Genomic DNA, 21,437 nt, shown 5'->3' on the forward strand with positions numbered 1-21,437 from the left:
CTCCCTGTGACCGGAGTGGAGGTGCTGAGCAGGATAGGGCGGTGGTGCTAGTCGATGAGGGTGACGACGGTGACCTCGCTGTCGTCGTCATTCACGAGGTAGTCGTCAGGTGAAGCGACGTACTCCTTGAAGATCCCCGTGAGGCAGGTGTTGTGGTAGTCCGCGGTCGGGCTGGGCTTCGGGCCGCAGGCCAGTCCGAGCGAGGAGCCGCCGTTGCTGGGCTTGATGCCGAGGAGCTCGAGCGCGGCGAACTTGGCCACCCGCACCGACCCGTTGGCGCCGGTGCCGATGTCGTCGTCGAAGATGGGGATGAGTACCGTCTGGCCGACCAATGAGCTGAAGTCGCACCCGGGCACGGCCGAGGTGCCGGTCTTGGTGTCGACGTACTCGCCCACCACGATCTCGACCTGGCAGTCCACGGAGTCGTCCAGCCAGCCGAACGAGCCGGGGGGATACTCGGAGCCCCAGTTGCAGACCCCGCCGTTGGCCTCGGACCCGTTTTTGGGCATGTAGACGCTGATCTGCACCCCGAGCACCGGGCCGGCGGCGTTCTCGAAGTTGCACTGCGACACGGCCAGGGGCAGCATCGCCGGCCCCTGCTGAGGGGCCCCCCACGCCGCTGTCGCGGTGGCCGTCAGCTCGGTGCTGTCCAACCCGAGGACGGGGAGGAACCAGTGGGTCTTGGTACCGGTGACCGTGGCGGTGACCTCGCGGGCCGATTCGTCTGGGTCCAGGTCGGTGCTCACGCTCGAGGTTTCTTGGCGCACGTTGGCCACGCCGTACGGGCCGGCCACCGCATCGATGTCACCGCACCCGTTCTCGCCGCACTCCTGAGCGGCGGCGAGGGCCGCGGCGTCTGCGCCGTTCTGCAGCTCCTGGTGCTTGGCCAGGGTCGCGCTGCCGTCGACGGCGAGCCCGGTGAACCCCACCATGACGGTCAGGAGCAGGGCCACCAAGACGGCGGTGGCCCCCTGCTCCCTGTCGGAGCTGCAGAGGCGCTGGCTCAACCGCCGCATCGCATGACTCCTTCTCCGGTGAGGGTGATCGTGCCGCTGCCGAAGAGCCCCGTGAGCCACGACGCGTCATAGGTCGCGACGACCCTGGCCTGGCCTCCGCTGTCGCAGGCACCGCTGGCCGGGGTCACCGCCACGGCGGCGTCGGGGAAGATCTGCTGGGCCGCCGCCTCGGCGTCGCCCTGGTCGTTCTTGACCGCCATCTCCCTGGCCCCGTCCCGCGCCGCCGCCGCGAGGGTCGACTGGAGGAACCACAGCCGCCCGAACTCGGCGGCCCCGAAGACCAGAGTGATGAGCATCAGGGCGACGAGGGCGAACTCGACGGCCGCCGCTCCCCGTTCCCTTTGTGCTTTCATGACTCGGACTTTCGAGAGTGGCAGGGTAGATATGCTGGACAGACGTGGTAACAGGAATGCGCCCGCACACCGCCATGAACTGAACGGCTGGGACCACTCTCGTAACGAAGGGCTCCACTTCGGTGTGGGCGCTGTGACCGCCTTGGTCGTACGGCGTGCGGGCCGGCGTCCGGCACGGCTGTCACCGTGCCGGACGCCAGCGAGCGGCGATCAGGGCAGGGCGTTCGTGACCGTCGTGAACCCGGTCAGGACATCCTGGCCGAGCGTGACGACAATGCCCACGATGACGGCGGCGATGAGGGCGACGAGCAGGCCGTACTCGACGGCGGTGGCGCCGCGCTCCTTGTCGGCCTCCTCGAGGCGGGACTTCAGGGTGGCGAGGGCGAAGAAGATGCTGGACATGACGGATTCTCCTTGAGGGGGTAGAGACGTCGCACACCCCTCCGGGGAGCTGGATGACGTCGGGTTCCTGTGACGGAGGCACGCCCGGGACGACCCGGTTCCGTACCACCGGGTAACCCCGGCAGAAAGAAGAGTGACACCCCGATTTCTCCAGCGCAAGTCCCTGGTTGAAGAATCAAGGTAACGGTTTGATAACGGAGCTCTGACCTGCGGTTCTTTACTCTCGCTATACCTCTTTGTGAGGTGGTCTAGACCAGAACTAAAGGTCCTGCATACCTTCAACCACCTCATGGAACTGCCCCCACCGAGCGTCGGCGGGGGCAGTTCTGGAGGGCTCCAGGTTACTTGAGGAAGTCAGGCACGTCCAGGTCGTCGGAGTCCTCGAAGGTCACCTGGCGGGGGGGCTGCTGCACGGGACGCTGCGGCTGCTGGGACGCGCCACCCTCGCCCTCGTAGGACTGGCCCTGCGACGGCGGCTGCTGCTGAGCATCCTGCTCCCCCCGCTGACCCGCCTGCTGGGCGCCGCTGTGGGCGGGCGCCTGGCTGCCGGGGGCACCGGCGGGGCGCTGACCCCCCTGGTCCGGCGCCGGACGCTGCTGCTGGGGCTGCTGCTGGCCACCAGCGGGACGCTGCTGCCCCTGGGGGGCCTGCTGACGGTTGGTGCCGCCGGCGTGCACCTGGCCGAGGGCACGGTCGTTGCCCTCGCCCCGGGTCTGCGGGGCGCCGCCGTCGAAGCCGGCCGCGATGACGGTGACCCGCACCTCGTCGCCGAGGGAGTCGTCGATGACCGCGCCGAAGATGATGTTGGCCTCCGGGTGGGCGGCCTCCTGCACGAGCCGGGCCGCCTCGTTGATCTCGAAGAGCCCGAGGTCCGACCCGCCCTGGACCGACAGCAGCACGCCGTGGGCGCCTTCGATGCTCGCCTCGAGCAGCGGCGAGGAGATCGCGAGCTCGGCAGCCTGCACCGCGCGGTCCTCGCCCCTCGCCGAGCCGATGCCCATGAGGGCGGACCCCGCCCCCTGCATGACCGACTTCACGTCGGCGAAGTCGAGGTTGATGAGGCCTGGCGTGGTGATGAGGTCGGTGATGCCCTGGACACCCGAGAGCAGCACCTGGTCGGCGCTGCGGAACGCATCCAGCATGGACACCGTGCGGTCGGAGATCGAGAGCAGCCGGTCGTTGGGGATGACGATCAGGGTGTCGACCTCGTCGCGCAGCGTGGCGATGCCGGACTCGGCCTGGTTGGCGCGGCGCCGCCCCTCGAAGGTGAACGGCCGGGTCACCACACCGATGGTCAGGGCACCCAGGCTCTTGGCGATCTTGGCGACCACAGGCGCGCCCCCGGTGCCCGTGCCACCGCCCTCCCCGGCGGTGACGAAGACCATGTCGGCCCCACGCAGGGCCTCCTCGATCTCCTCGGTGTGGTCCTCCGCCGCGCGGCGACCCACCTCCGGGTCGGCGCCCGCGCCGAGCCCCCGGGTGAGCTCCCGCCCCACGTCGAGCTTGACGTCGGCATCGCTCATCAGCAGAGCCTGGGCGTCGGTGTTGATGGCGATGAACTCGACACCCTTGAGGCCGACCTCGATCATCCGGTTGATGGCGTTGACGCCACCTCCGCCGATGCCGACGACCTTGATGACGGCCAGGTAGTTCTGCGCTGCGGACACGGTGGACCTTTCGGAACGGGTGCGGGTGCGATGCATCGATTGCGGTGCGTGCCGCGAGCATACGCGGGCGAGGAGGGCCGGCCCCCCAGCATGAACCTCGACCTCAGGTCGAAGGTCGAGGGTCGATCAGCCCGTGGCCTCGGGAAGCCCGGTGACCACCGGCGTGCCGGGGACCCGCACGTCGATCGTCATGGCCAGCGCACCCTGCGGGTCGATGGTCTCCTGCCCCACCAGGGCCGAGACGACGTGCCACTTCTTCTCGTTGTCCGTCGGGGCGCCCCACAGCAGCGTGAGCTGACCCAGGTCCATCTCCACCGAGCCGTCCCGGGCCACCGAGGGCGCGCCCAGCTCTCCCTCGAGGGTGTCCGGGTCCGGCCGCGTGCGCCACAGCTCGGCCAGCCCCGTCACGGTCCGCCGGTCCAGCTCGGTCGGGTCGGTGCGCAGCGCGATGAGCGGGAGCTTCTTGCTCGGCTTGTCCACCTGCTCGAAGAGCACCCCGGAGGCATCGGCGAGCCACGTGGTCCCGGCCCCGCGCAGCGCCAGCGCCGGGTCGCGCTCGGTCACCACGAGGGTGATCGAGGAGGGCCAGTCGCGATCCACCTCCACCGAGGCGATGCGGGGGTCGGCGAGCACCCGCTCGCTGACCCGCCCTTCCGACACCCGCGCCAGGGGGCGGCCCTGCGGGATCTGGGCCTTCTCCAGGGCGCTGGCCGCCACGTCCTCGCGACCACCCTCCACCTGCACGTCCTCGATGACGAAGGCGACCGAGAAGTAGAAGAGGAAGACCATCGCCGCGGCGGCGGCCAGCACCCCACCGCTCCACAGCAGCAGGGCCCGTCGGCCGAGGCCGACACGCCGCGCCCGCACCTTCCCCCCTCCCCGGCGTCCTGCGCCACGCCGCCGTGGCCAGCGCGGGCTCATGACGCTCCCCCGTCGACCGTCCGCGGCGCTGCGGCGCCGGTCCGGCGACGTCGCTCCAGCAGGTCCAGCAGCTCGGCGCCGACACCGGTGACGTCACCGGCCCCGACGGTGACGACCAACGACTCGACCCGGTCGGCGACCACCTCGGCCAGCGCGGGGGCAGCCGCCCCGACCGACCCCACCTCGAGCACGAGCGGTGCCGCGGCGTGCGCGCGCAGGCCGCTCGCCAGCAGGCCGGAGGTCACCTCGGGGTGGTCCTCCTGCCGCTCGCGGGCGGCATACACCGGCAGCAGGACCACGACATCGGCCCCGGCGAGCCCCTCGACGAAGCCGGGCGCGAAGTCACGCGTCCGGGAGAACAGGTGCGGCTGGAAGGCGACGACCAGGCGACGCCCGGCGGCCGCGCTGCGGGCGGCGCGGACGAGTGCCGCGACCTTGGGGGCGTTGTGCGCGTAGTCGTCGACGACCTCGACCCCGTCCACCGCACCGACCCGCTCGAAGCGTCGGTGCACCCCCGCGAAGCGCTCCAGCCCGTCGACGGCCAGGCCCAGCGGCAGGCCCAGGCCGACGGTGGCCGTCAGGAGGGCGGCGACCGCGTTGTGCACGGTGTGCTCCCCCGGTGCCGGGAGGTGCAGCCGCACCGTCGTGCCCTCCTCGAGCCCGGGGACGCCCGGACCGACCACGACGGTGCCCGAGGCGCTCGTGCCCTCGGAGCGCACGTCGTCGACGAGGACGTCCGCGCCCTCCGCGCCCTCGGTGCCCTCGGTGCCCTCGGTGCCCTCGGTGCCCTCGGTGCCCCACGTCACGACCCGCAGTCCGGACGCGCGCGCGTCTGCGGCCAGTCGCGCGGCCCCCGGGTCGTCGAGCGTGGTGATGAGCAGTCCGTCGCGGGGGACGGTTCCGACGAAGTCACGGTATGCCGCCTCGACGGCGGCCGCGTCGCCGTAGTGGTCGAGGTGGTCGGGCTGGACGTTGGTCACCACCGCGACCTGGGGCCGGTAGGTGAGGAAGCTGCCGTCGCTCTCGTCCGCCTCGACGACGACCGGGGCGTCCGCCGCCCCCGGGGCGGCGCTCACGCCGGTGCTGGCCAGCGGCGCACCCAGGACGTACCCCGGGTCCGCGCCCGCGGCCTGGAGGGCCGCCGTGGTCAGCGCGCTCGTGGTGGTCTTGCCGTTGGCCCCGGCGACGGCCACCGCCGGTCGCCCGTGCAGGAAGGCGGCGATGCCCTGGGCACGGTGCAGGACGGTCAGCCCCGCGGCGCGGGCGGCCGCGAGCTCGGGGTTGTCCTCGCCGACCGCCCCCGAGACGATCACCGTGCGGGCGTCACCCAGGTGCGCCGGGTCGTGGCCGACGTGGACCCGTGCCCCCGCCTGCTCCAGCGAGCGCAACGTCGGGCTGTCGCGCTGGTCCGAGCCGGACACCTGGACCCCACGCGAGAGGAAGAGCCGGGCCACCCCGGAGACGCCGGACCCGCCGATGGCGATGACGTGCACCGGCCCGAGCTCCTCGGCTCTCGGGACGGGGGCGGTGAAGTCGAAGCGCGCCCCGGTCACCGCTGACCACCCGCCGCCTCGAGGATGAGGTCGACCAGCCGGTCGGCAGCGTCCCGGTCCCCGTGCTCGGCCGCCGCGGCGGCCATGACCTGCAGCCGCGGGCCGTCCTGCAGCAGCGGGAGCGCGACGGTGCGGACCCAGCCCGGGTCGACCTGCGCGTCCTCGACGAGCAGCCCGCCGCCGGCCTCGACGACCTCGCGGGCGTTGAGGCGCTGCTCGCCGTTGCCGATGGGCAGCGGGACGTAGACGGCCGGCAGCCCGACGGCGGCCAGCTCGCAGACCGTCCCCGCACCGGCCCGGCAGAGCGCGAGGTCGGCGACGGCGTAGGCGAGGTCCATCCGGTCGGTGTAGGGCAGGGCGAGGTAGCGGGCGCCGGTCCGGGGGTCCGGACCGGGGACCGCCACCTCCTTGCCCGCGCCGGTGAGGTGCAGCACCTGGACCCCGGCGGCCAGCAGCTCGGCACCGGCTCCGGCCACCGCCTCGTTGAGCCGCTGCGCCCCCAGCGAGCCGCCGAAGACGAGCAGCGTGGGACGGCCCTCGTCCAGACCGAACTCGGCGCGCGCCGCCCCGGCGAGCGCCTCCCGGTCCAGGGTGCGGATCTCCTCGCGCAGCGGGAGCCCCACCCGGACGGCGTGCGGGAGCTCGGTGGAGGCGAAGGTCGTGGCCACCCGTGCGGTGAAGCGGGCCCCGAGCCGGTTGGCCAGCCCGGGCCGGGCGTTCTGCTCGTGGAGGACGATCGGCACCCCGGCCCGGCGGGCCGCGAGGTAGGCCGGGGTGGCGACGTAGCCGCCGAACCCCACGACGACCTGGGCGTCGCTGTCGCGGATCGCCCCCGCCGCCGTGGCGACCGCTCGGCGCAGGGCCCCGGGGAAGCGCAGCGCGCGGGCGTCGGGCCGGCGGGGGAAGGGGACCTTGGGCACGACGACGAGCGGGTAGCCCCGCTCGGGCACCAGGCGTGCCTCCAGTCCTTCCGCGGTGCCCAGCACCCGGATGTCCGCGTCGGGCACCCGACGGCGCAGCGCGTCACCGGTCGCCAGCAGCGGGAGGACGTGACCGGCGGTCCCGCCCCCGGCCAGCACGACGCGCACCCCGCTGCGGTCCTGCGCCTTCACCGCCGCCCGCCCTGGGCCCGGGAGCGCGTGCTCCGGCGGGCCGGGGTGGCCGGCCGACGCCGCGAGCCGCCGGCGCCGGGGACGGCGGCCAGGGTGCGCCGCAGCGTCCCGGTGCGCCCGCGCAGCGTCTCCTCGGCCCCCGGGAGCGAGCGGGCGAGGGAGAGCAGCAGACCGATGCCGATGAGCGCGGCGATGAGGGCGGACCCGCCGCTGGAGACCAGGGGCAGCGGCACCCCGATGATGGGCAGCATGCCGATGACCGAGCCGATGTTGATGAGCGCCTGACCGAGGAACCACACCAGGATCGCGGCCGCCGCGAGGCGGGTGAACGGGTCCTCGGCCTCGGTGATGACCCGGAAGCAGGAGTAGGCGAGCACGGCGAAGAGCGCGAGCACCGCCAGGCTGCCGGGCAGCCCGAGCTCCTCGCCGATGATGGCCAGGATGAAGTCGTTGTGCGGCTCGGGCAGGATGCCCCACTTCTCCCGAGACTCCCCCAGCCCGAGCCCCCACCAGCCGCCGTCCGCGAGGGCGTACTCGGCGTGGACCTTCTGATAGCAGCCCTCGACCTGCGGGCTGTCGCAGATGCCGCCGATCCAGGTCTGGATGCGCTGCATCCGGTTGGCGCTGCCGAGGGCGAGCACGGCCACCCCGGCGGCGCCGACGGCGCCGAGCCCGACGAACCAGCGCGCGGGCAGGCCTGCGGTCCACAGCAGCCCGGCCATCATCGCGAGCAGGATCAGGCCTGTCCCGAGGTCGCGGCCCTGCAGCACCAGACCGAGCTGCAGCATCCCGAAGGGGAAGATCAACGGGATGGTGGCATGGGCCAGCCGGTGGATCACCTTGCGCTTCGCAGCGAGGACGGCGGCACCGAAGACGACGAGCGCGATCTTGCCGAACTCGGCCGGCTGCAGCGAGAAGCCGGCCACCAGGAGCGAGTTGCGGTTGCCCTGGAACTCGATCCCGACCGGCGTGAAGACCGCGAGCTGCAGGAGGAGGGCCAGGAAGATGCCGGGCCAGGCCAGCTTCTTCCACATCCGCACCGGCAGGCGTGAACCCGCGACTGCGAGCACGATGCCGATCGAGCCGAAGACGAGCTGGTCCAGGAAGACGGTGTAGGAGCTGCCGCTGTCGCGGTAGGAGCCCACGCTGGAGGCGGAGAGCACCATGACCAGGCCCAGCCCGGTGAGCACCGAGGCGGACACCAGCGCGAGGTAGTAGGGCGCGACCGGCGAGCGCAGCCACGCACCGACCGACTGCACGCTCCAGCCGGTCTCCTCGCCCTCGCCCCGGGGGACCGAACCCCGGGGGCGGTCCAGGATCGTCGTCACGACGGCCGCCCACCCAGGTGCCGGCGCACGGCGGCGGCGAAGGTGTCCCCCCGGCTGCCGTAGCTGGGGAACATGTCGAGCGAGGCAGCCGCGGGCGAGAGCAGGACCACGTCGCCCGGGCGGGCCAGGGAGGCGCACCGGGCCACGACGTCGTCCATCACCCGGTCCAGCGCAGCCATGTCCCCATGGTCGGTGACGCCGGCGTCGTGGACCGGGACCTCGGGCGCGTGTCGGGCCAGCGCCTGCGCGATGAGCCCCCGGTCGCTCCCGAGCAGCACCACCGCCCGCAGGCGGGGGGCCACCTCCGCGACCAGCTCCTCGACGTCGGCACCCTTGAGCTGGCCGCCGGCCACCCAGACGAGGTGGGGGTAGGAGCGCAGCGCGGCCAGGGCGGCGTGCGGGTTGGTGGCCTTGGAGTCGTCGACCCAGGTGAGGCCCTCGTGCTCGGCGACGACGCTCATCCGGTGGGCGTCCGAGCGGAACCTGCGCATCCCCTCGCGGACCGCGGCCGGCGTGACGCCGGCGGCCCGCGCCAGGGCGGCCGCCGCCAGGGCGTTGGCGACGAGGTGGGGCGGGGGCGCGGTCGACCCGTCGCCGCCGGAGGCCCGCGCCAGGTCCTCCAGGGTCCCCAGCTCGGCGGCCGAGGTGCGCCGCTCCTCGACGAAGGCCCGGTCGGCGAGGACGTCGTCCACGAGCCCCAGCATCGACAGCCCCGGCGTGCCGAGGGTGAAGCCGATGGCCCGGCACCCGTCCACCACCTCGGCCTGCTCCACCATCGCCTCGGTCCGCGGGTCCTGGAGGTTGTAGACGCAGGCCACCTGGGTGCGCTCGTAGATCCGCGCCTTGTCCGCGGCATACGCCTCCAGCGACCCGTGCCAGTCGACGTGGTCGGGCGCGAGGTTGAGCACGCAGGAGGCGAGCGGGCTCATGCTGTGGGTGAAGTGCAGCTGGAAGCTGGACAGCTCGACGGCCACGATGTCGTAGGGGTCCGGGTGCTGGACCGCGTCGAGCACCGGGGTGCCGACGTTGCCGGTCGCGATGGCCCGCAGGCCGGCCGCCTGCAGCATGGACGTGAGCAGCTGGACGGTCGACGTCTTACCGTTGGTGCCGGTGACCACGAGCCAGGGGGCGGCACCCACCCGCGGGCGCAGGCGCCACGCCAGCTCGATCTCGCTCCAGACGGGTATGCCGCGCTCCAGCGCCGCCGCCAGGACCGGGTGGTGCGGGGGCCAGCCCGGGGAGGTCACCACGACGTCGACCTCGAGCGGTGCCTCCCCCTCCGGGCCGTCCTGCGGCCAGCCGGTCACGTGCCGCGGCCCGCGTCGGACGTCCGCACCGAGGATGCCGAGGATCCCCGCCTGGGTGTCCTGCTTCTCGGTGTCGTTGCCGGTGTCGAGCACCGTCACCCGGGCGCCGTGCTGCAGCAGCGCGTCGGCCGCGGCGAAGCCGGTGACGCCCAGGCCGGTCACGAGGGCGCGCAATCCGCTCCAGTCGGCGTCCCGGTGGGTGAGCTCGCTGAGGTCGGTGCTCACAGGTTCGCCACCCACTCGCCGTAGAACAGCCCCAGGCCCACCGCGACGCAGATGCCGGCGATGATCCAGAAGCGGATGACGATCGTCACCTCTGCCCAGCCGAGCAGCTCGAAGTGGTGCTGCAGCGGCGCCATCCGGAAGACCCGCTTGCGGGTGAGCTTGAAGCTGGCGACCTGGATGATGACCGAGAGCGTGATCATGACGAACAGCCCGCCGAGCACCGCCAGCAGCAGCTCCGTGCGCGTGGTGATGGCCAGCCCGGCGAGCCCGCCGCCCAGGGCGAGCGAGCCGGTGTCGCCCATGAAGATCTTGGCGGGCGAGGCGTTCCACCACAGGAAGCCGAAGCAGGCGCCGGCGACGGAGCAGGCGACGACGGCCAGGTCGAGCGCGTCCCGGACGTCGTAGCAGTTGGGCCCCGGGGCCAGCTGGCAGTTCTGGTTGTACTGCCAGATGCCGATGACCGAGTAGGCGGCGAACACCATGACCGAGGCACCCGTCGCCAGCCCGTCCAGCCCGTCGGTCAGGTTCACGCCGTTGGAGGCTCCCGCGATGAGCACGTTGGCCCACACGATGAAGAGGATCACCCCGAGGACGGGGCCGGCGAAGGCCAGGTCGACCGCGGTGTCCCGGACGAAGGAGACGGCGGTGGACGCCGGGGCCCGGGTGCTGTCGCCCTCGAGCAGCAGCGCGGCCAGGGCGAAGACGATGGCGACCACGGTCTGGCCGGTGAGCTTCTCCGCCGAGGTGAGCCCGAGGCTGCGCTGCTTGGAGATCTTGGTGTAGTCGTCCAGGAAGCCGATGACGCCGAGACCGGTGATGAGGAAGAGGACGAGGACGGCGCTGAGGCTGAACCGCGAGTGGGTGACCTCGAGGATGCCGGTGACGTCGAGCAGGATGAGCAGCAGGTGGGAGACGACGTAGCCGGCCAGGGTGGCGCCGATGATGACGGCGCCGCCCATGGTGGGCGTCCCGCGCTTGGTGTGGTGGGAGGTGGGCCCGTCGTCGCGGATGAACTGGCCGTAGCCGCGGCGCACGAGGAAGCGGATGAACAGCGGGGTGCCGAAGAGCGAGAAGACCATGGCGACCGCGCCGGCGAGCAGGACGTTGACCATCAGCCGCCCACCAGCTCGTCCCCGAGCAGGCGCAGCCCGGAGTCGCGGCTGCTCTTGAGCAGCACGACGTCCCCGGGGCCCAACGTCTCGCGCAGGTGCCCCAGCGCCTCGTGCCGGTCCGCCAGGGTGGTCGTCCTGCTCCCCCCGGCGGCGAGGTATGCCGTCGCCGCCGGTCGGGCGACCGGGCCCACGACGACCAGCTCGTCCACCCCGAGGTCGGCCGCGAGCGCGCCGACGCGCTCGTGCTCGAGGTCGCTGTCGGCGCCGAGCTCCAGCATGCCGCCGACGGCGGCCACGGTGCGGCCCTCCGCGCGGCGCATCGCCGCCAGGGCGCGCAGCGCGGCCCGCATCGACTCCGGGTTGGCGTTGTAGGCGTCGTTGACGACGGTGACGCCGTCGGGACGCTCGGTGACCTCCATCCGCCACCGGGAGCGCGCCGTGGCGGCGCCCAGCGCGGCGGCGACCTCGCGCCACGGCATACCCCACTCGGCGGCGACCGCGGCGACGGCGAGGGCGTTGCCTACCTGGTGCTCACCCGCGAGCTGCAGCGTCACCGGCTCGGCCACCCCGCCGGGGGCGGTGAGCACGAACGAGGCGCGCCCGAGGGGGTCCAGGGTGACCTGCTCGGCACGGACCTCGGCGTGCGGGGCGAGGCCGACGAGCACGGCGCGCGCCCCGGCCCGCGCCGCGACGTCCGCCATCGCGCGGACGACGTCGTCGTCCGCGTTGAGCACGGCCAGGCCGTCCTCGGGCAGGGCGGCCACGATCTCGGACTTGGCCCGCCCGATGGCCGCGCGCGAGCCGAACTCGCCGAGGTGGGCGCTGCCGACGTTGAGGACCACCGAGACCAGGGGTGGGGCCGCCTGGGTGAGGTGGGCGATGTGACCGGCACCGGAGGCACCCATCTCCGCCACGAGGTAGGCCGTGTCCTCGGTCAGCCGGCACACGGTCAGCGGCAGCCCGACCTCGGAGTTGTAGGACGCCTCGGGAGCCAGCGTCGGCCCCAGCCGCTGCAGCACCTGGGCCATGAGGTCCTTGGTGGACGTCTTGCCGGAGGAGCCGGTGATGGCCACCGTCCGCAGCCCGCCGTGCGCGACGCATCGGTCGTGCACCTCGCGGGCGAGGGCGGCGAAGGCCCGGGTGACGGCGTCGTAGGGCGGCCGGTCCGGGCGGTCCGAGAGGCGTGCCGGGTCCTCCTGGACGACCACGCACGGCAGGACCTCGACGGGGCGGTTGGTGAGGGCGGCGACCGCGCCGCGCTCCGCGGCACCGGCGACGAAGTCGTGACCGTCGGCGCTCTCCCCGCGCCGGGCGACGTAGAGGCCGCCGGGGAGCGCCTCGCGGGAGTCGGTGACCACCGGGCCGGTGATCCGGACGGAGGCGTCCTCGGGGGAACCCGGGTGCACCCGGCCACCGGTCAGGCGAGCGACCTCACCGAGGCTCAGGGGGATCACCCATCGGTCCTTTCGTCCTTGATGGCCAGGTCTCCCAGTGTGACACCCTTCTGGCCGGGCACCGGCTCCTCGGGGTCGAACTCGATCTCGAACTCAGCGGGTGGGGTGCTCGCCGGGGCGATGCCCTCCTGCTGGAGCGCGTAGCGCATGAGGTCGGCGAAGACCGGGCCTGCGACGACCCCGCCGAACTCGCTGATCCGGGTGGGTCGCTGGATGACCACGGCCACGACGTACTTCGGGTCGTCCGCCGGCGCGAACCCCATGAAGGACGAGGTCACGCTGCCGTCGTAGCGACCGGTCTCCGGGTCGATCCGGGACGCCGTGCTGGTCTTGCCGGCGACGTGGTAGCCGGGGACCGCCGCGAGCGGGGCGGTGCCCCCGGTGGACGGGACCTGCTGCATGATCTCGGTGAGGCTCTGCGCCGTCTCCTCGCTGATGACGCGCGCGTCCTCCTCCGGCGCCACCGGCTCCTCCGCCGTGTAGCGCCCCTCCTCGTCCACCGTGCCGGCGATGATGCTCGGGTGCACCCTGAGGCCGTCGTTCGCGATGGTCTGGAAGACCCCCATCTGCTGCAGCAGCGTGCCGGAGAGCCCCTGGCCGAACATGAAGGTGTAGCGGGTGGTCGCGCTCCAGGTGGAGGGCTCGGGCACCAGACCGGCGGACTCCCCCGGCAGGCCCAGGCCCGTCCGGTCGCCGATGCCGAAGCGGCGCATCCAGTCGTAGAGCTGCTGGTCGCTGAGCTTCTCGCCGTAGAGGATCGTGCCCATGTTGGAGGACTTGGCCAGCACGCCCCCGAAGGTGAGGTACTCGATCGGGTGCGGCTCGGCGTCCTTGAAGCGGGTCCCGGCGCGGCTCATCGTCACCGGCACCTCGATCGGGGTGTCCGGCTCGACGATGCCCTCCTCGAGGGCGGCGGCGGCGGTGATGAGCTTGGAGGTCGACCCGGGCTCGTAGACGTCCTCCACGGCGGCGTTGCGCATGTCCGCGGCGTCCTGGGTGCTCTGCGAGGGGTCGAAGCCCGGGTAGCTCGTCAGGGCGCGCAGCTGCCCGGTCTCGACGTCCATGACCGCGGCGTAGCCGGAGAGCGCCCCGGCCTCCTTCACCCGCGTGCGCACCGCGTCGTAGGCACGCCACTGCAGGTCGGCGTCGATGGTGAGGCGGAGGTCCTGGCCGGGCTGGGCCGGGTCCTCCTCGTAGACGCCGGTGCTGATCCGCTGGCCGTCCTGACCGATCTCGAAGAGCGCCTCCCCCGGCTCGCCGGTCAGCTCCTCGTCCCTGACCAGCTCGATCCCGCCGGCAGCCATCTCCCCGGACCCGATCCAGCCCAGGAGCGGCGCGGCGGCCTCCCCGAGGGGGTACTCGCGGCGCATCAGCTCCTCGCTGGACACCCCGCGGACGTTGGCGGCCTTGATCTCCTGCCACTCCTGCGGGGAGGCGTCGGGGACGAGGACGGCGTACTGCTCGCCCAGCGGGTCGACCAGCCGGCGGAGCACGTCGGCCTGGTCGGCGCCGGTGATCTCGGACACGACCTGGGCGGCCGCGGCATACCCGGTCCCGACGACCTGGCGGGAGCCGTCCGCGGCCTTCTCCGTGCGCTCGTAGTCCACGACGAGGGTCGGGTCGGCCACGATGCGGCGCCGCTCGACGCTGACGGCGAGGGCGTCGCCGTGGACGTCGGTGATGCTCCCGCGGGCGGCGGGGATCGTCCGGGACTGCAGCCGCTCCCCCAGTGCCGCCGCCGAGACGCTCGCCGCGTCGAGCCCCTGCAGCCGGACCAGCTGGGCGGCGAAGAGGCTGAGGACGATGAGGACGCCGAGCATGAGGGCGCGGGCGCGTCGGGCCGGGTGGGCGACGCCGGCGGCGACGGCCGGGGCGGACGGGGAGCGATGGGCGGTGCGCGGTCGTGCCACGGTGCTCACCCCTTGTCAGTCGTCCTTCGCCGGAGCCGTGCCCGTCGAGGGCAGATCAACGGTAAGCGTGCGCGAACCGTCCACCTTGGACGCCACGCCGGTGATGGAGCCGTCGGACAGGCGCAGGGTGGCGGTGGAGGTCGAGGGGACCATCTTGAGCTTGGTCGCGGCCCGGGCCAGGCTCTCCGAGGACCCCTTGCTCTCGAGCTCGTCGGCCAGCGTGACCTTCTGGTCGTGCAGCGCCGTGGCCTCCACCTCCAGGGTGCTGAGGACGTAGGACCCCTCGGCGCGGACCGTGTTGAGCAGCAGCACGGCGGTGAAGGTCAGCGCGACGAGGAGCACGCACAGCAGCCGGAACCCGTTGCTGGTGGACGCGGGTGCGGCGTCCACGGCGCGGGCACGGACGCTGTCACCGGACCGCGCGGGCGCGACCCGACCGATGCGGCTGGAGATGGTCATCTGGCTCATGGCGTCGCGGGCTCCTCGCGGGTGGTGCGGACGGGCTGGTCGGGGGTGGTGCGGAGGCGTTCGGCGGCGCGCAGGCGGACCGAGGCGGACCGCGGGTTGGACTCCTGCTCCTGCGCGTCGGCACGCTCGGCCCCGCGGGTCAGCAGGCGCAGCCAGGGCTGGTGCTCGGGCAGCTCGAACGGGAGGTCGGGCGGGGCCGAGCTGGTCGCCCCCGCGGCCAGCGCCTGCTTGGTGATGCGGTCCTCGAGGGAGTGGTAGGACAGGACGGCGATGCGGCCGCCGGTCACCAGCGCCCGCAGCGCCGCGGCCAGCCCCTCGCGCCAGGTCGACAGCTCGGCGTTGACCTCGATCCGCAGCGCCTGGAAGGTGCGCTTGGCGGGGTGTCCCCCGCTGCGCTGCGACGCGGCCGGCACGACGTCGTGCAGCAGCTGCACCAACGGGCCGGAGGTCGTGAACGGCTCCTCCTCACGACGGCGCACGACGGCCCGGGCGATCGGTCGGGCGAAGCGCTCCTCGCCGTAGTCGCGCAGGATCCGGGTGAGGTCGCGGACGTCGTAGGTGTTGAGCACGTCGGCGGCGGTGCCGGGGACCGACTGGTCCATCCGCATGTCCAGCGGGGCGTCGGCGCGGTAGGCGAAGCCGCGCTCCAGCTCGTCCAGCTGCAGCGAGGAGACCCCCAGGTCGAAGAGCACGGCGTCGGCTCCGTCGACCCCGACCTCGGCCAGGATGGACGGCAGGTCGTCGCTCACGGCGTGCACGGGGACGAAGCGGTCACCGAAGCCCGCCAGCCGCTCGGTGGCGAGGGCCAGGGCCTGCGGGTCGCGGTCGATGCCGACGGCGCGGGCCGCCGGGCACGCCCGCAGCAGGGCCTCGGTGTGCCCGCCGAGGCCCAGGGTGCCGTCGACGTAGACCGCGCCCTCGTGCTGCAGGGCCGGGGCGAGCAGCTCGACGCAGCGGTGCAGCAGGACCGGCACGTGCCGGTCCTGCGTCGCGCGCGGGGTCTCTGCTGCCATGACGGTCGGTCCCTGGTCGCGGGTGACGACGGTGGCCGGTCCCTGGTCCCCCACCGTCCGCCCCCTCCCGGCCCGGGGGAAGTCGGGTCGGGTCGAGGGTGTGGTCCCGGCTCCGGGGAAGAGGAGCCGGGGCGTCGACGGACGGGGGGAGGCCAGGGTGCGGTCGCCCGAGGTCACATGAGTCCGGGGACCACCTCCTCGGACAGGTCGGCGAAGGAGTCCTCGTGCTCCTCGGTGTAGGCCGCCCAGGCCCGGGAGTCCCAGACCTCCAGCCGGTTGCCCGCCCCGATGACGGTGCACTCCCCGGTCAGGCCGGCGTAGGAGCGCAGCAGCGGCGGCACGGTGACCCGGCCCTGCTTGTCCGGGATCTCGTCCGAGGCGCCGGACAGGAAGAACCGCTGGTAGTCGCGGACCGTCTTGGAGGAGGTGGGGCTGTCCTGCCACTGCTGGACGAGGCGCTCGAAGTCGGCCTGGGTGAAGACGTAGAGGCAGTGCTCCTGTCCTCGCGTGATGACGAGCCCTCCGGCCAGCCGCTCGCGGAACTTGGCCGGCAGGATCATCCGGCCCTTGTCGTCGAGGCGGGGCGTGTAGGTGCCGAGGAAGAGCACGTCACCACCCCTTCGGTCGATCGGCTGGTGTCTCCAAGTGCCCCCACTCTACTCCACTTTGCCCCACCAAGGCCACCAAACCGGACTCATCGTGCCACATTCTTCGACAACATCGCAGGTCAGACCGGGTGGTGCGCCGTGGAGCGCAGACCGGCCAGTCTCGGCCTCCACAGCGCGAGCCGGACGCCGCCCCGCGCCGGGCCGACGGCATCGTCCCAGGTCAGGGCGCCACACCGGACGTCCTGCCGGCGGCCGGGATCGCCGGGGCGCCCCGGAGTCGGCGGCGGTGGGGCGAAGTGGAGGACCGGGGTTCCGACGGCTCCCGGTGCGGGACGGCGACGCGGCTCGGCGTGACGTTTGGCAAGATCGGGGTCATGTCTGCCATCTCGCCCGCGCCCGACACCGTCGACCTGGAGGCCGTGCGGTCCGTCGCCGGCGCGGTGCACCGGGCCATCGCGACCGTCATCGAGGGCAAGGACGACGCGGTCGCCACCGCGGTGACGGCCCTGCTGGCCGAGGGCCACCTCCTGGTCGAGGACGTCCCGGGCGTGGGCAAGACCATGCTGGCCAAGGCCTTGGCGCGGGCCATCGACTGCCGGGTAAGCCGGGTGCAGTTCACCCCCGACCTGCTGCCCAGCGACATCACCGGGGTCAGCGTCTTCAACCAGGACACCCGCGAGTTCGAGTTCCGCCGCGGGGCCGTCTTCGCCAACGTCGTCGTGGGGGACGAGATCAACCGCGCCTCGCCCAAGACGCAGTCGGCGTTGCTGGAGGCCATGGAGGAGCGTCAGGTCACGGTCGACGGACAGACCTACCCGCTGCCGCGGCCCTTCCTCGTCATGGCCACGCAGAACCCCATCGAGATGGAGGGCACCTACCCCCTGCCCGAGGCCCAGCGGGACCGCTTCATGGCCCGCATCTCCATGGGGTACCCGTCGGCGAGCTCGGAGATGACGATGCTCGAGACGCACGGGTCGGTCAGCCCCCTGGAGGGTCTGCACGCCGTCACGACGGCAGCCGACGTGGAGCAGCAGATCGACAACGTCCGCGGGCTGCACATCTCCGCGGCGCTGCGACAGTATGTCGTGGAGCTCATGTCGGCCTCCCGGGCGCACCGCATGCTGCGGCTGGGGGCCTCCCCCCGGGCCGGGCTGCAGCTGCTCCGCGCCGCGCGCGCCCACGCCGCGCTGGCCGGCCGCGACCACGTCCTCCCCGAGGACGTGCAGGCGATGTCGGTGCCGGTGCTCGCCCACCGTGTGCTCCCGACCGGGGAGGCCTCGCTGGCCCACCGCAGCACCGCCGACATCGTCCGCGACCTCCTCGAGCGCACCACCGTCCCCTCCGGCCGATGAGGCTGGACCGCCACCGATGACGCACGCCACCGGCCCGTGGGGAGCGCTGACGACGAGGGGCAAGGCGTTCCTCGTCCTCGGCCTGCTCATGGTCGGCGCGGGCACCGTCCTGGGCTACGAGGACGTCACCCGCATCGGGCTGGCCCTCGTGGCCCTGCCCGTGCTCGTGCTCATCCTCATGCCCCGCCGCCCCCCACGCATGACCGTGACCCGTGAGGTCGACCCCCCGAGGCTCGTCCCCGAGGAGCGCGGGGAGGTCGAGGTGCGCTTCCGCAACCTCGGCCCCCGCTCCGCGGTCTACCTCGCCGAGGAGCATCTCGACTACCAGCTGGGCGACCGCCCGCGCTTCATCCTGCCTCGCATGGTCACCGGGGAGGAGCGGCGGCTGCGCTACACCGTCCGCTCCCGGCACCGCGGCGCCTACGCGCTGGGGCCGATCGTGCTCCGGCAGCGCGACCCCTTCGGCCTGACCTTCCGCACGCTGCAGCTGTCCTCGCGCACCGAGCTGCTGGTCCTGCCGCGCGTCGTCGGCCTGGGCCAGGACCGGATGCGCGGCAGCTCGCGCGGCAGCGAGGGCGAGCAGCCCCAGATGATCGCGCTGCACGGCGAGGACGACGTCAGCATCCGGACCTACCGCGACGGTGACGAGCTGCGCCGTGTCCACTGGCCGGCGACGGCGCACCGGGGCGAGCTCATGGTCCGCCAGGAGGACCGCCCGGCCCGTCGCCGGGCCGTGCTGCTGCTGGACTCCCGGGGGCAGGCCCACCCCGGCTCGGGGATGCGCCCGTCCTACGAGTGGTCGGTGAGCGCCCTGGCCTCGGTCGCGAGGCACCTCGTGGCCGACGGGTTCGTCGTCCACCTGCTCACCGACGCCGCCCTCCGGGACGGCACCGCCCAGCACCCCGTCGAGCTCGGCCCGGCGATGGACGCCCTCGCCCGGGTCCAGCCCGAGCCCGATACTCGGCTCGACCGCCTCTCGGCCGCCGCCTCCTCCTTCAGCTCCGGCGGGGTGCTCCTCGTCGCCGCGGTCGTCGCGCACGACGACCGCGAGCTGCGGACCCTCGCCTCCATCCGCCAGCCCGGGTCCCGGGCGCTGGCCTTCGTCCTGGACCCGGCCCGCTTCGGCGGACCGACGACCGAGGACGCCCCCACCGGGGTCCTGGCCGAGGCCGGATGGCGCACGGTGACCGTGGGCCCGCACACCGGCATACCCGAGGCGTGGACCTCGCTGCGGGCCACCGCGGTCGGGAGGTCGGCGTGAACGACGACCGCGACTGGGTGGCCCGGGGCCTGTGGGCCGAGGGGCTGGTGGCAGCCCTCGCCACGCTGACCGTCGCGTGGCCGCTGACCGACCTGCTCCGGGAGGGCAGCTGGCTCGCCCCCGGCGTGACGATGGTGCTCCTCATCGCCCTCGGCGGCGCTGCGCTCCGCTCCATCGACACGCCGCCGACCCTGGTCGCGCTGGGCCAGCTCGCGCTCGGCCTCGGCGGGCTGGCCGTCATCTATCTGCAGGACACGCTGTGGCGTGGGGTGCTGCCCACCCGCGAGACGCTGGAGATGGTCGGCGCCCTGCTGACCCAGGCCGGCACCGTCCTGCAGACGTATGCCGCGCCGGCCCCGACCACCCAGGGCGTCTCCTTCCTCGTCGTCGCGGTCCTCACCCTGACCGCGGTCTCGGTCGACTCGATGGGGGTGACCGGGCGCGCCCCGGCGAGCGCCGGCATACCCCTCGTCGCGGGGTTCCTGGTCTCGGTCTCCAACACCGGGCAGGCCATGGAGCCGTGGTACTTCGCCGCCGTGCTCGTCATGTGGCTCCTCATGCTCGCCCAGCAGGGGCGTCGGCTGTCCCTCACCTGGCCCTCCGCGGGCCGGCGCGAGTCCCGTGGCGACAGCGACGTGTCCGAGGGTCCGCGCACCTACCGCGGCCTGGCCCAGCTGGTCGGAGCCCTCACCGTCGTGGCGGCCGTGCTGGGCGCCGCCTTCCTGCCGCACCTGCCACCGACCTTCTTCGGGGACGGGCTGGCCCGCAACCCGGACGCCCGCGACGTCGACGCCGATGCCGGTGACGTCTCCTTCACCGAGACCATGGACCCGGGTCAGGACCTGCGCAACCAGTCGCAGGCGCCGGTCCTGACCTACCGCACCAACGCCATCAGCCTGCAGCCGCTGCGCGTCACCGCCACCGAACGCTTCGAGGACGGCCGGTGGGTCGCTCCCGAGCGCCTCACCTCCGCGCTCCTGCCCCAGGGAGCACCGATCCCCGACCCGCCGGGGCTCGGTCAGGGCGTACCGGTCGGCGAGTCGGAGTTCCAGGTCCTCGACAACGTGCTGGAGCCGCCCCACCTGGCCGTCCCTCCCCTGCTCACCGCGCTGGAGCTGGAGGGTGCCGGTTACCGCTACGACCCCCAGGACGCCACCGTGGTGCTGCAGGGCCAGAGCTCGCGCTACGACGCGACCTACCTCACCATCGACGTGGGGGGCCAGCTCCCGGACGGCGTCGGCGACCAGCCGGCGTCGGCCGGCGACTTCGACGAGGACCTGCTGGCCGTGGACGAGGTCTCGCGGGCGGCGGTCTCCGCGCTCGCCGACGAGGTGGTCGGCGAGGAGGACAACGCGCTGCAGGCGGCCGTCCTCATCCAGGGGCACCTGCGCAGCGACGGCGACTACCAGTACTCCCTGGAGCTGGAGCCCGCCGCCGAGGCCGGGGCCGACGACCCGATCGGCGGGTTCCTCGAGACCCGGCAGGGCTACTGCGTCCAGTTCGCGACGGCGATGGTGATGATGGCCCGGCACGAGGGCATCCCCGCGCGCATGGCCGTCGGCTTCCTCCCCGGCACCCCGCAGCAGGACGGGTCCCGGCAGATCATCGCCGCCGACGCGCACACCTGGCCCGAGCTGTGGATCGACGGCCTGGGGTGGACCCGCTTCGAGCCGACCCCGGGCGTCCGCGCCGGCACCCCGCCGGCGTACGCCCGGTCCACCGACGAGGGTGACGCCGCCCCCAGCACCTCCGAGGTGCCCCAGGAGCTCACCCCCACCCCCGAGCCCACGGCGGCGCCCGCTCCGGGCGACCCCACCCTGCTGGACCGGCTGGGCGACCTCCTCCCGACCCTGCTGCGCGCGCTGCTGGCGCTGCTGGCGCTCGGGGCGCTCGCGGCGGTGCTGCCCTGGGCCGGCCGCCGGCACCGCGAGGCCGGCGTGCGCGCGGCCACCACGGCGTCCGAGCGCATCGAGGGCGAGTGGCAACTGCTCACCCGGTCGCTGAGCGACCTGGGCGTCGCCACGCCGCCGGAGCGCAGCCCTCGCAGCATGCGCCGGCACTACCTCGGCGGCACCACGATGGAGGACACCGGTGACCGCGCGCTGGGACGGGCGGTGGCCACCCTCGAACGCTCCCGGTATGCCGCTCCCGGCGCCCTCGGCGAGGCCGAGGCGCACCAGATGAGCGAGGACGTGCGCACCGTGGTGGACGAGGTACGGCATACCTCCCCCTGGAACCAGCGCGTCAACGCCGCCCTGCTCCCGGGCAGCGGGGTGGCCGGGGTGCGCGAGGGCGTGCGGCGCCTCCTGCGCCGCTGACCCGCCGGCCGGTGCGTCGGGTCCGCGGGGTGGCGTCCGGCACCCGGAGACGACAGA

18 protein-coding genes are annotated in these 21,437 nt (G+C 73.5%); 3 read left to right on the top strand and 15 right to left on the bottom strand.

Annotated elements, in window-relative coordinates:
• Positions 1-47: 47 nt before the first annotated feature.
• From Q0795_RS01065 to mraZ, 15 genes are all read right to left on the bottom strand, one after another.
• A complete protein-coding gene (locus Q0795_RS01065; protein ID WP_298885492.1) occupies positions 48-1,016 on the bottom strand; it encodes a pilus assembly protein TadG-related protein in 969 nt (322 codons plus the stop codon).
• Positions 1,004-1,369, bottom strand: coding sequence for a TadE/TadG family type IV pilus assembly protein (locus Q0795_RS01070; protein ID WP_298885493.1), 366 nt, complete (start codon positions 1,367-1,369; stop codon positions 1,004-1,006). Before Q0795_RS01070 ends, Q0795_RS01065 begins: the two co-directional genes overlap by 13 nt.
• A gap of 210 nt (positions 1,370-1,579) precedes the next feature.
• Positions 1,580-1,771, bottom strand: coding sequence for a Flp family type IVb pilin (locus Q0795_RS01075; protein ID WP_298885494.1), 192 nt, complete (start codon positions 1,769-1,771; stop codon positions 1,580-1,582).
• Between the two features lie 341 nt (positions 1,772-2,112).
• Positions 2,113-3,438 carry a cell division protein FtsZ gene (gene ftsZ, locus Q0795_RS01080; protein WP_298885495.1) on the bottom strand — a complete coding sequence of 442 codons (1,326 nt, stop codon included), beginning with the start codon at positions 3,436-3,438 and terminating at the stop codon, positions 2,113-2,115.
• A 126-nt stretch (positions 3,439-3,564) separates the two neighbouring features.
• Positions 3,565-4,305 (bottom strand): FtsQ-type POTRA domain-containing protein, encoded by a 741-nt coding sequence (locus tag Q0795_RS01085; RefSeq protein ID WP_298885496.1) that lies wholly within the window; start codon positions 4,303-4,305, stop codon positions 3,565-3,567.
• Positions 4,306-4,355: 50 nt separating this feature from the next.
• Positions 4,356-5,912, bottom strand: coding sequence for a UDP-N-acetylmuramate--L-alanine ligase (gene murC, locus Q0795_RS01090; protein WP_298885497.1), 1,557 nt, complete (start codon positions 5,910-5,912; stop codon positions 4,356-4,358).
• A complete protein-coding gene (gene murG, locus Q0795_RS01095) occupies positions 5,909-7,024 on the bottom strand; it encodes an undecaprenyldiphospho-muramoylpentapeptide beta-N-acetylglucosaminyltransferase (RefSeq protein ID WP_298885498.1) in 1,116 nt (371 codons plus the stop codon). Before murG ends, murC begins: the two co-directional genes overlap by 4 nt.
• The gene (locus Q0795_RS01100) at positions 7,021-8,352 is read right to left on the bottom strand and encodes a putative peptidoglycan glycosyltransferase FtsW (protein WP_298885499.1); all 1,332 of its coding nucleotides are present in this window, start codon (positions 8,350-8,352) and stop codon (positions 7,021-7,023) included. The genes murG and Q0795_RS01100 overlap by 4 nt, the downstream gene beginning before the upstream one ends.
• Positions 8,349-9,884 (bottom strand): UDP-N-acetylmuramoyl-L-alanine--D-glutamate ligase, encoded by a 1,536-nt coding sequence (gene murD / locus Q0795_RS01105; protein WP_298885500.1) that lies wholly within the window; start codon positions 9,882-9,884, stop codon positions 8,349-8,351. Before murD ends, Q0795_RS01100 begins: the two co-directional genes overlap by 4 nt.
• Positions 9,881-10,996, bottom strand: a complete 1,116-nt coding sequence (gene mraY / locus Q0795_RS01110) for a phospho-N-acetylmuramoyl-pentapeptide-transferase (RefSeq protein ID WP_298885501.1) — start codon at positions 10,994-10,996, stop codon at positions 9,881-9,883. Before mraY ends, murD begins: the two co-directional genes overlap by 4 nt.
• Complete coding sequence (gene murF / locus Q0795_RS01115) at positions 10,996-12,450, bottom strand: UDP-N-acetylmuramoyl-tripeptide--D-alanyl-D-alanine ligase (protein ID WP_298885503.1); 1,455 nt, start codon at positions 12,448-12,450, stop codon at positions 10,996-10,998. Before murF ends, mraY begins: the two co-directional genes overlap by 1 nt.
• Positions 12,447-14,360 carry a penicillin-binding protein 2 gene (locus tag Q0795_RS01120; protein WP_298885505.1) on the bottom strand — a complete coding sequence of 638 codons (1,914 nt, stop codon included), beginning with the start codon at positions 14,358-14,360 and terminating at the stop codon, positions 12,447-12,449. Before Q0795_RS01120 ends, murF begins: the two co-directional genes overlap by 4 nt.
• A 15-nt stretch (positions 14,361-14,375) precedes the next feature.
• Positions 14,376-14,828, bottom strand: coding sequence for a hypothetical protein (locus Q0795_RS01125; RefSeq protein WP_298885507.1), 453 nt, complete (start codon positions 14,826-14,828; stop codon positions 14,376-14,378).
• Complete coding sequence (gene rsmH / locus Q0795_RS01130; protein ID WP_298885769.1) at positions 14,825-15,841, bottom strand: 16S rRNA (cytosine(1402)-N(4))-methyltransferase RsmH; 1,017 nt, start codon at positions 15,839-15,841, stop codon at positions 14,825-14,827. Before rsmH ends, Q0795_RS01125 begins: the two co-directional genes overlap by 4 nt.
• 173 nt (positions 15,842-16,014) lie before the next feature.
• Positions 16,015-16,449: a division/cell wall cluster transcriptional repressor MraZ gene (gene mraZ, locus Q0795_RS01135; protein ID WP_083518871.1), complete on the bottom strand. Its 435-nt coding sequence runs from the start codon at positions 16,447-16,449 to the stop codon at positions 16,015-16,017.
• 374 nt (positions 16,450-16,823) lie between these two features.
• Between mraZ and Q0795_RS01140 the strand changes: the two genes are divergently transcribed.
• From Q0795_RS01140 to Q0795_RS01150, 3 genes are read left to right on the top strand one after another with little or no spacing between them, the layout of a single operon-like run.
• Positions 16,824-17,801, top strand: a complete 978-nt coding sequence (locus tag Q0795_RS01140; protein ID WP_298885511.1) for an AAA family ATPase — start codon at positions 16,824-16,826, stop codon at positions 17,799-17,801.
• 16 nt (positions 17,802-17,817) lie between these two features.
• Entirely contained in the window at positions 17,818-19,062 is a 1,245-nt protein-coding gene (locus Q0795_RS01145; protein ID WP_298885513.1) for a DUF58 domain-containing protein, read from the top strand.
• Positions 19,059-21,380: a DUF3488 and transglutaminase-like domain-containing protein gene (locus tag Q0795_RS01150; RefSeq protein WP_298885515.1), complete on the top strand. Its 2,322-nt coding sequence runs from the start codon at positions 19,059-19,061 to the stop codon at positions 21,378-21,380. The genes Q0795_RS01145 and Q0795_RS01150 overlap by 4 nt, the downstream gene beginning before the upstream one ends.
• Positions 21,381-21,437: the final 57 nt, after the last annotated feature.

The organism is uncultured Serinicoccus sp., from assembly GCF_947487915.1.
Taxonomy (GTDB): domain Bacteria; phylum Actinomycetota; class Actinomycetes; order Actinomycetales; family Dermatophilaceae; genus Ornithinicoccus.

Excerpts from the sequence above, each read along its gene's own strand:
- Q0795_RS01065 (WP_298885492.1), bottom strand. The coding sequence starts at position 1,016 with ATGCGGCGGTTGAGCCAGCGCCTCTGCAGCTCCGACAGGGAGCAGGGG.
- Q0795_RS01070 (WP_298885493.1), bottom strand. The coding sequence starts at position 1,369 with ATGAAAGCACAAAGGGAACGGGGAGCGGCGGCCGTCGAGTTCGCCCTC.
- Q0795_RS01075 (WP_298885494.1), bottom strand. The coding sequence starts at position 1,771 with ATGTCCAGCATCTTCTTCGCCCTCGCCACCCTGAAGTCCCGCCTCGAG.
- mraY (WP_298885501.1), bottom strand. The coding sequence starts at position 10,996 with ATGGTCAACGTCCTGCTCGCCGGCGCGGTCGCCATGGTCTTCTCGCTC.
- Q0795_RS01125 (WP_298885507.1), bottom strand. The coding sequence starts at position 14,828 with ATGAGCCAGATGACCATCTCCAGCCGCATCGGTCGGGTCGCGCCCGCG.
- rsmH (WP_298885769.1), bottom strand. The coding sequence starts at position 15,841 with ATGGCAGCAGAGACCCCGCGCGCGACGCAGGACCGGCACGTGCCGGTC.
- Q0795_RS01140 (WP_298885511.1), top strand. The coding sequence starts at position 16,824 with ATGTCTGCCATCTCGCCCGCGCCCGACACCGTCGACCTGGAGGCCGTG.
- Q0795_RS01145 (WP_298885513.1), top strand. The coding sequence starts at position 17,818 with ATGACGCACGCCACCGGCCCGTGGGGAGCGCTGACGACGAGGGGCAAG.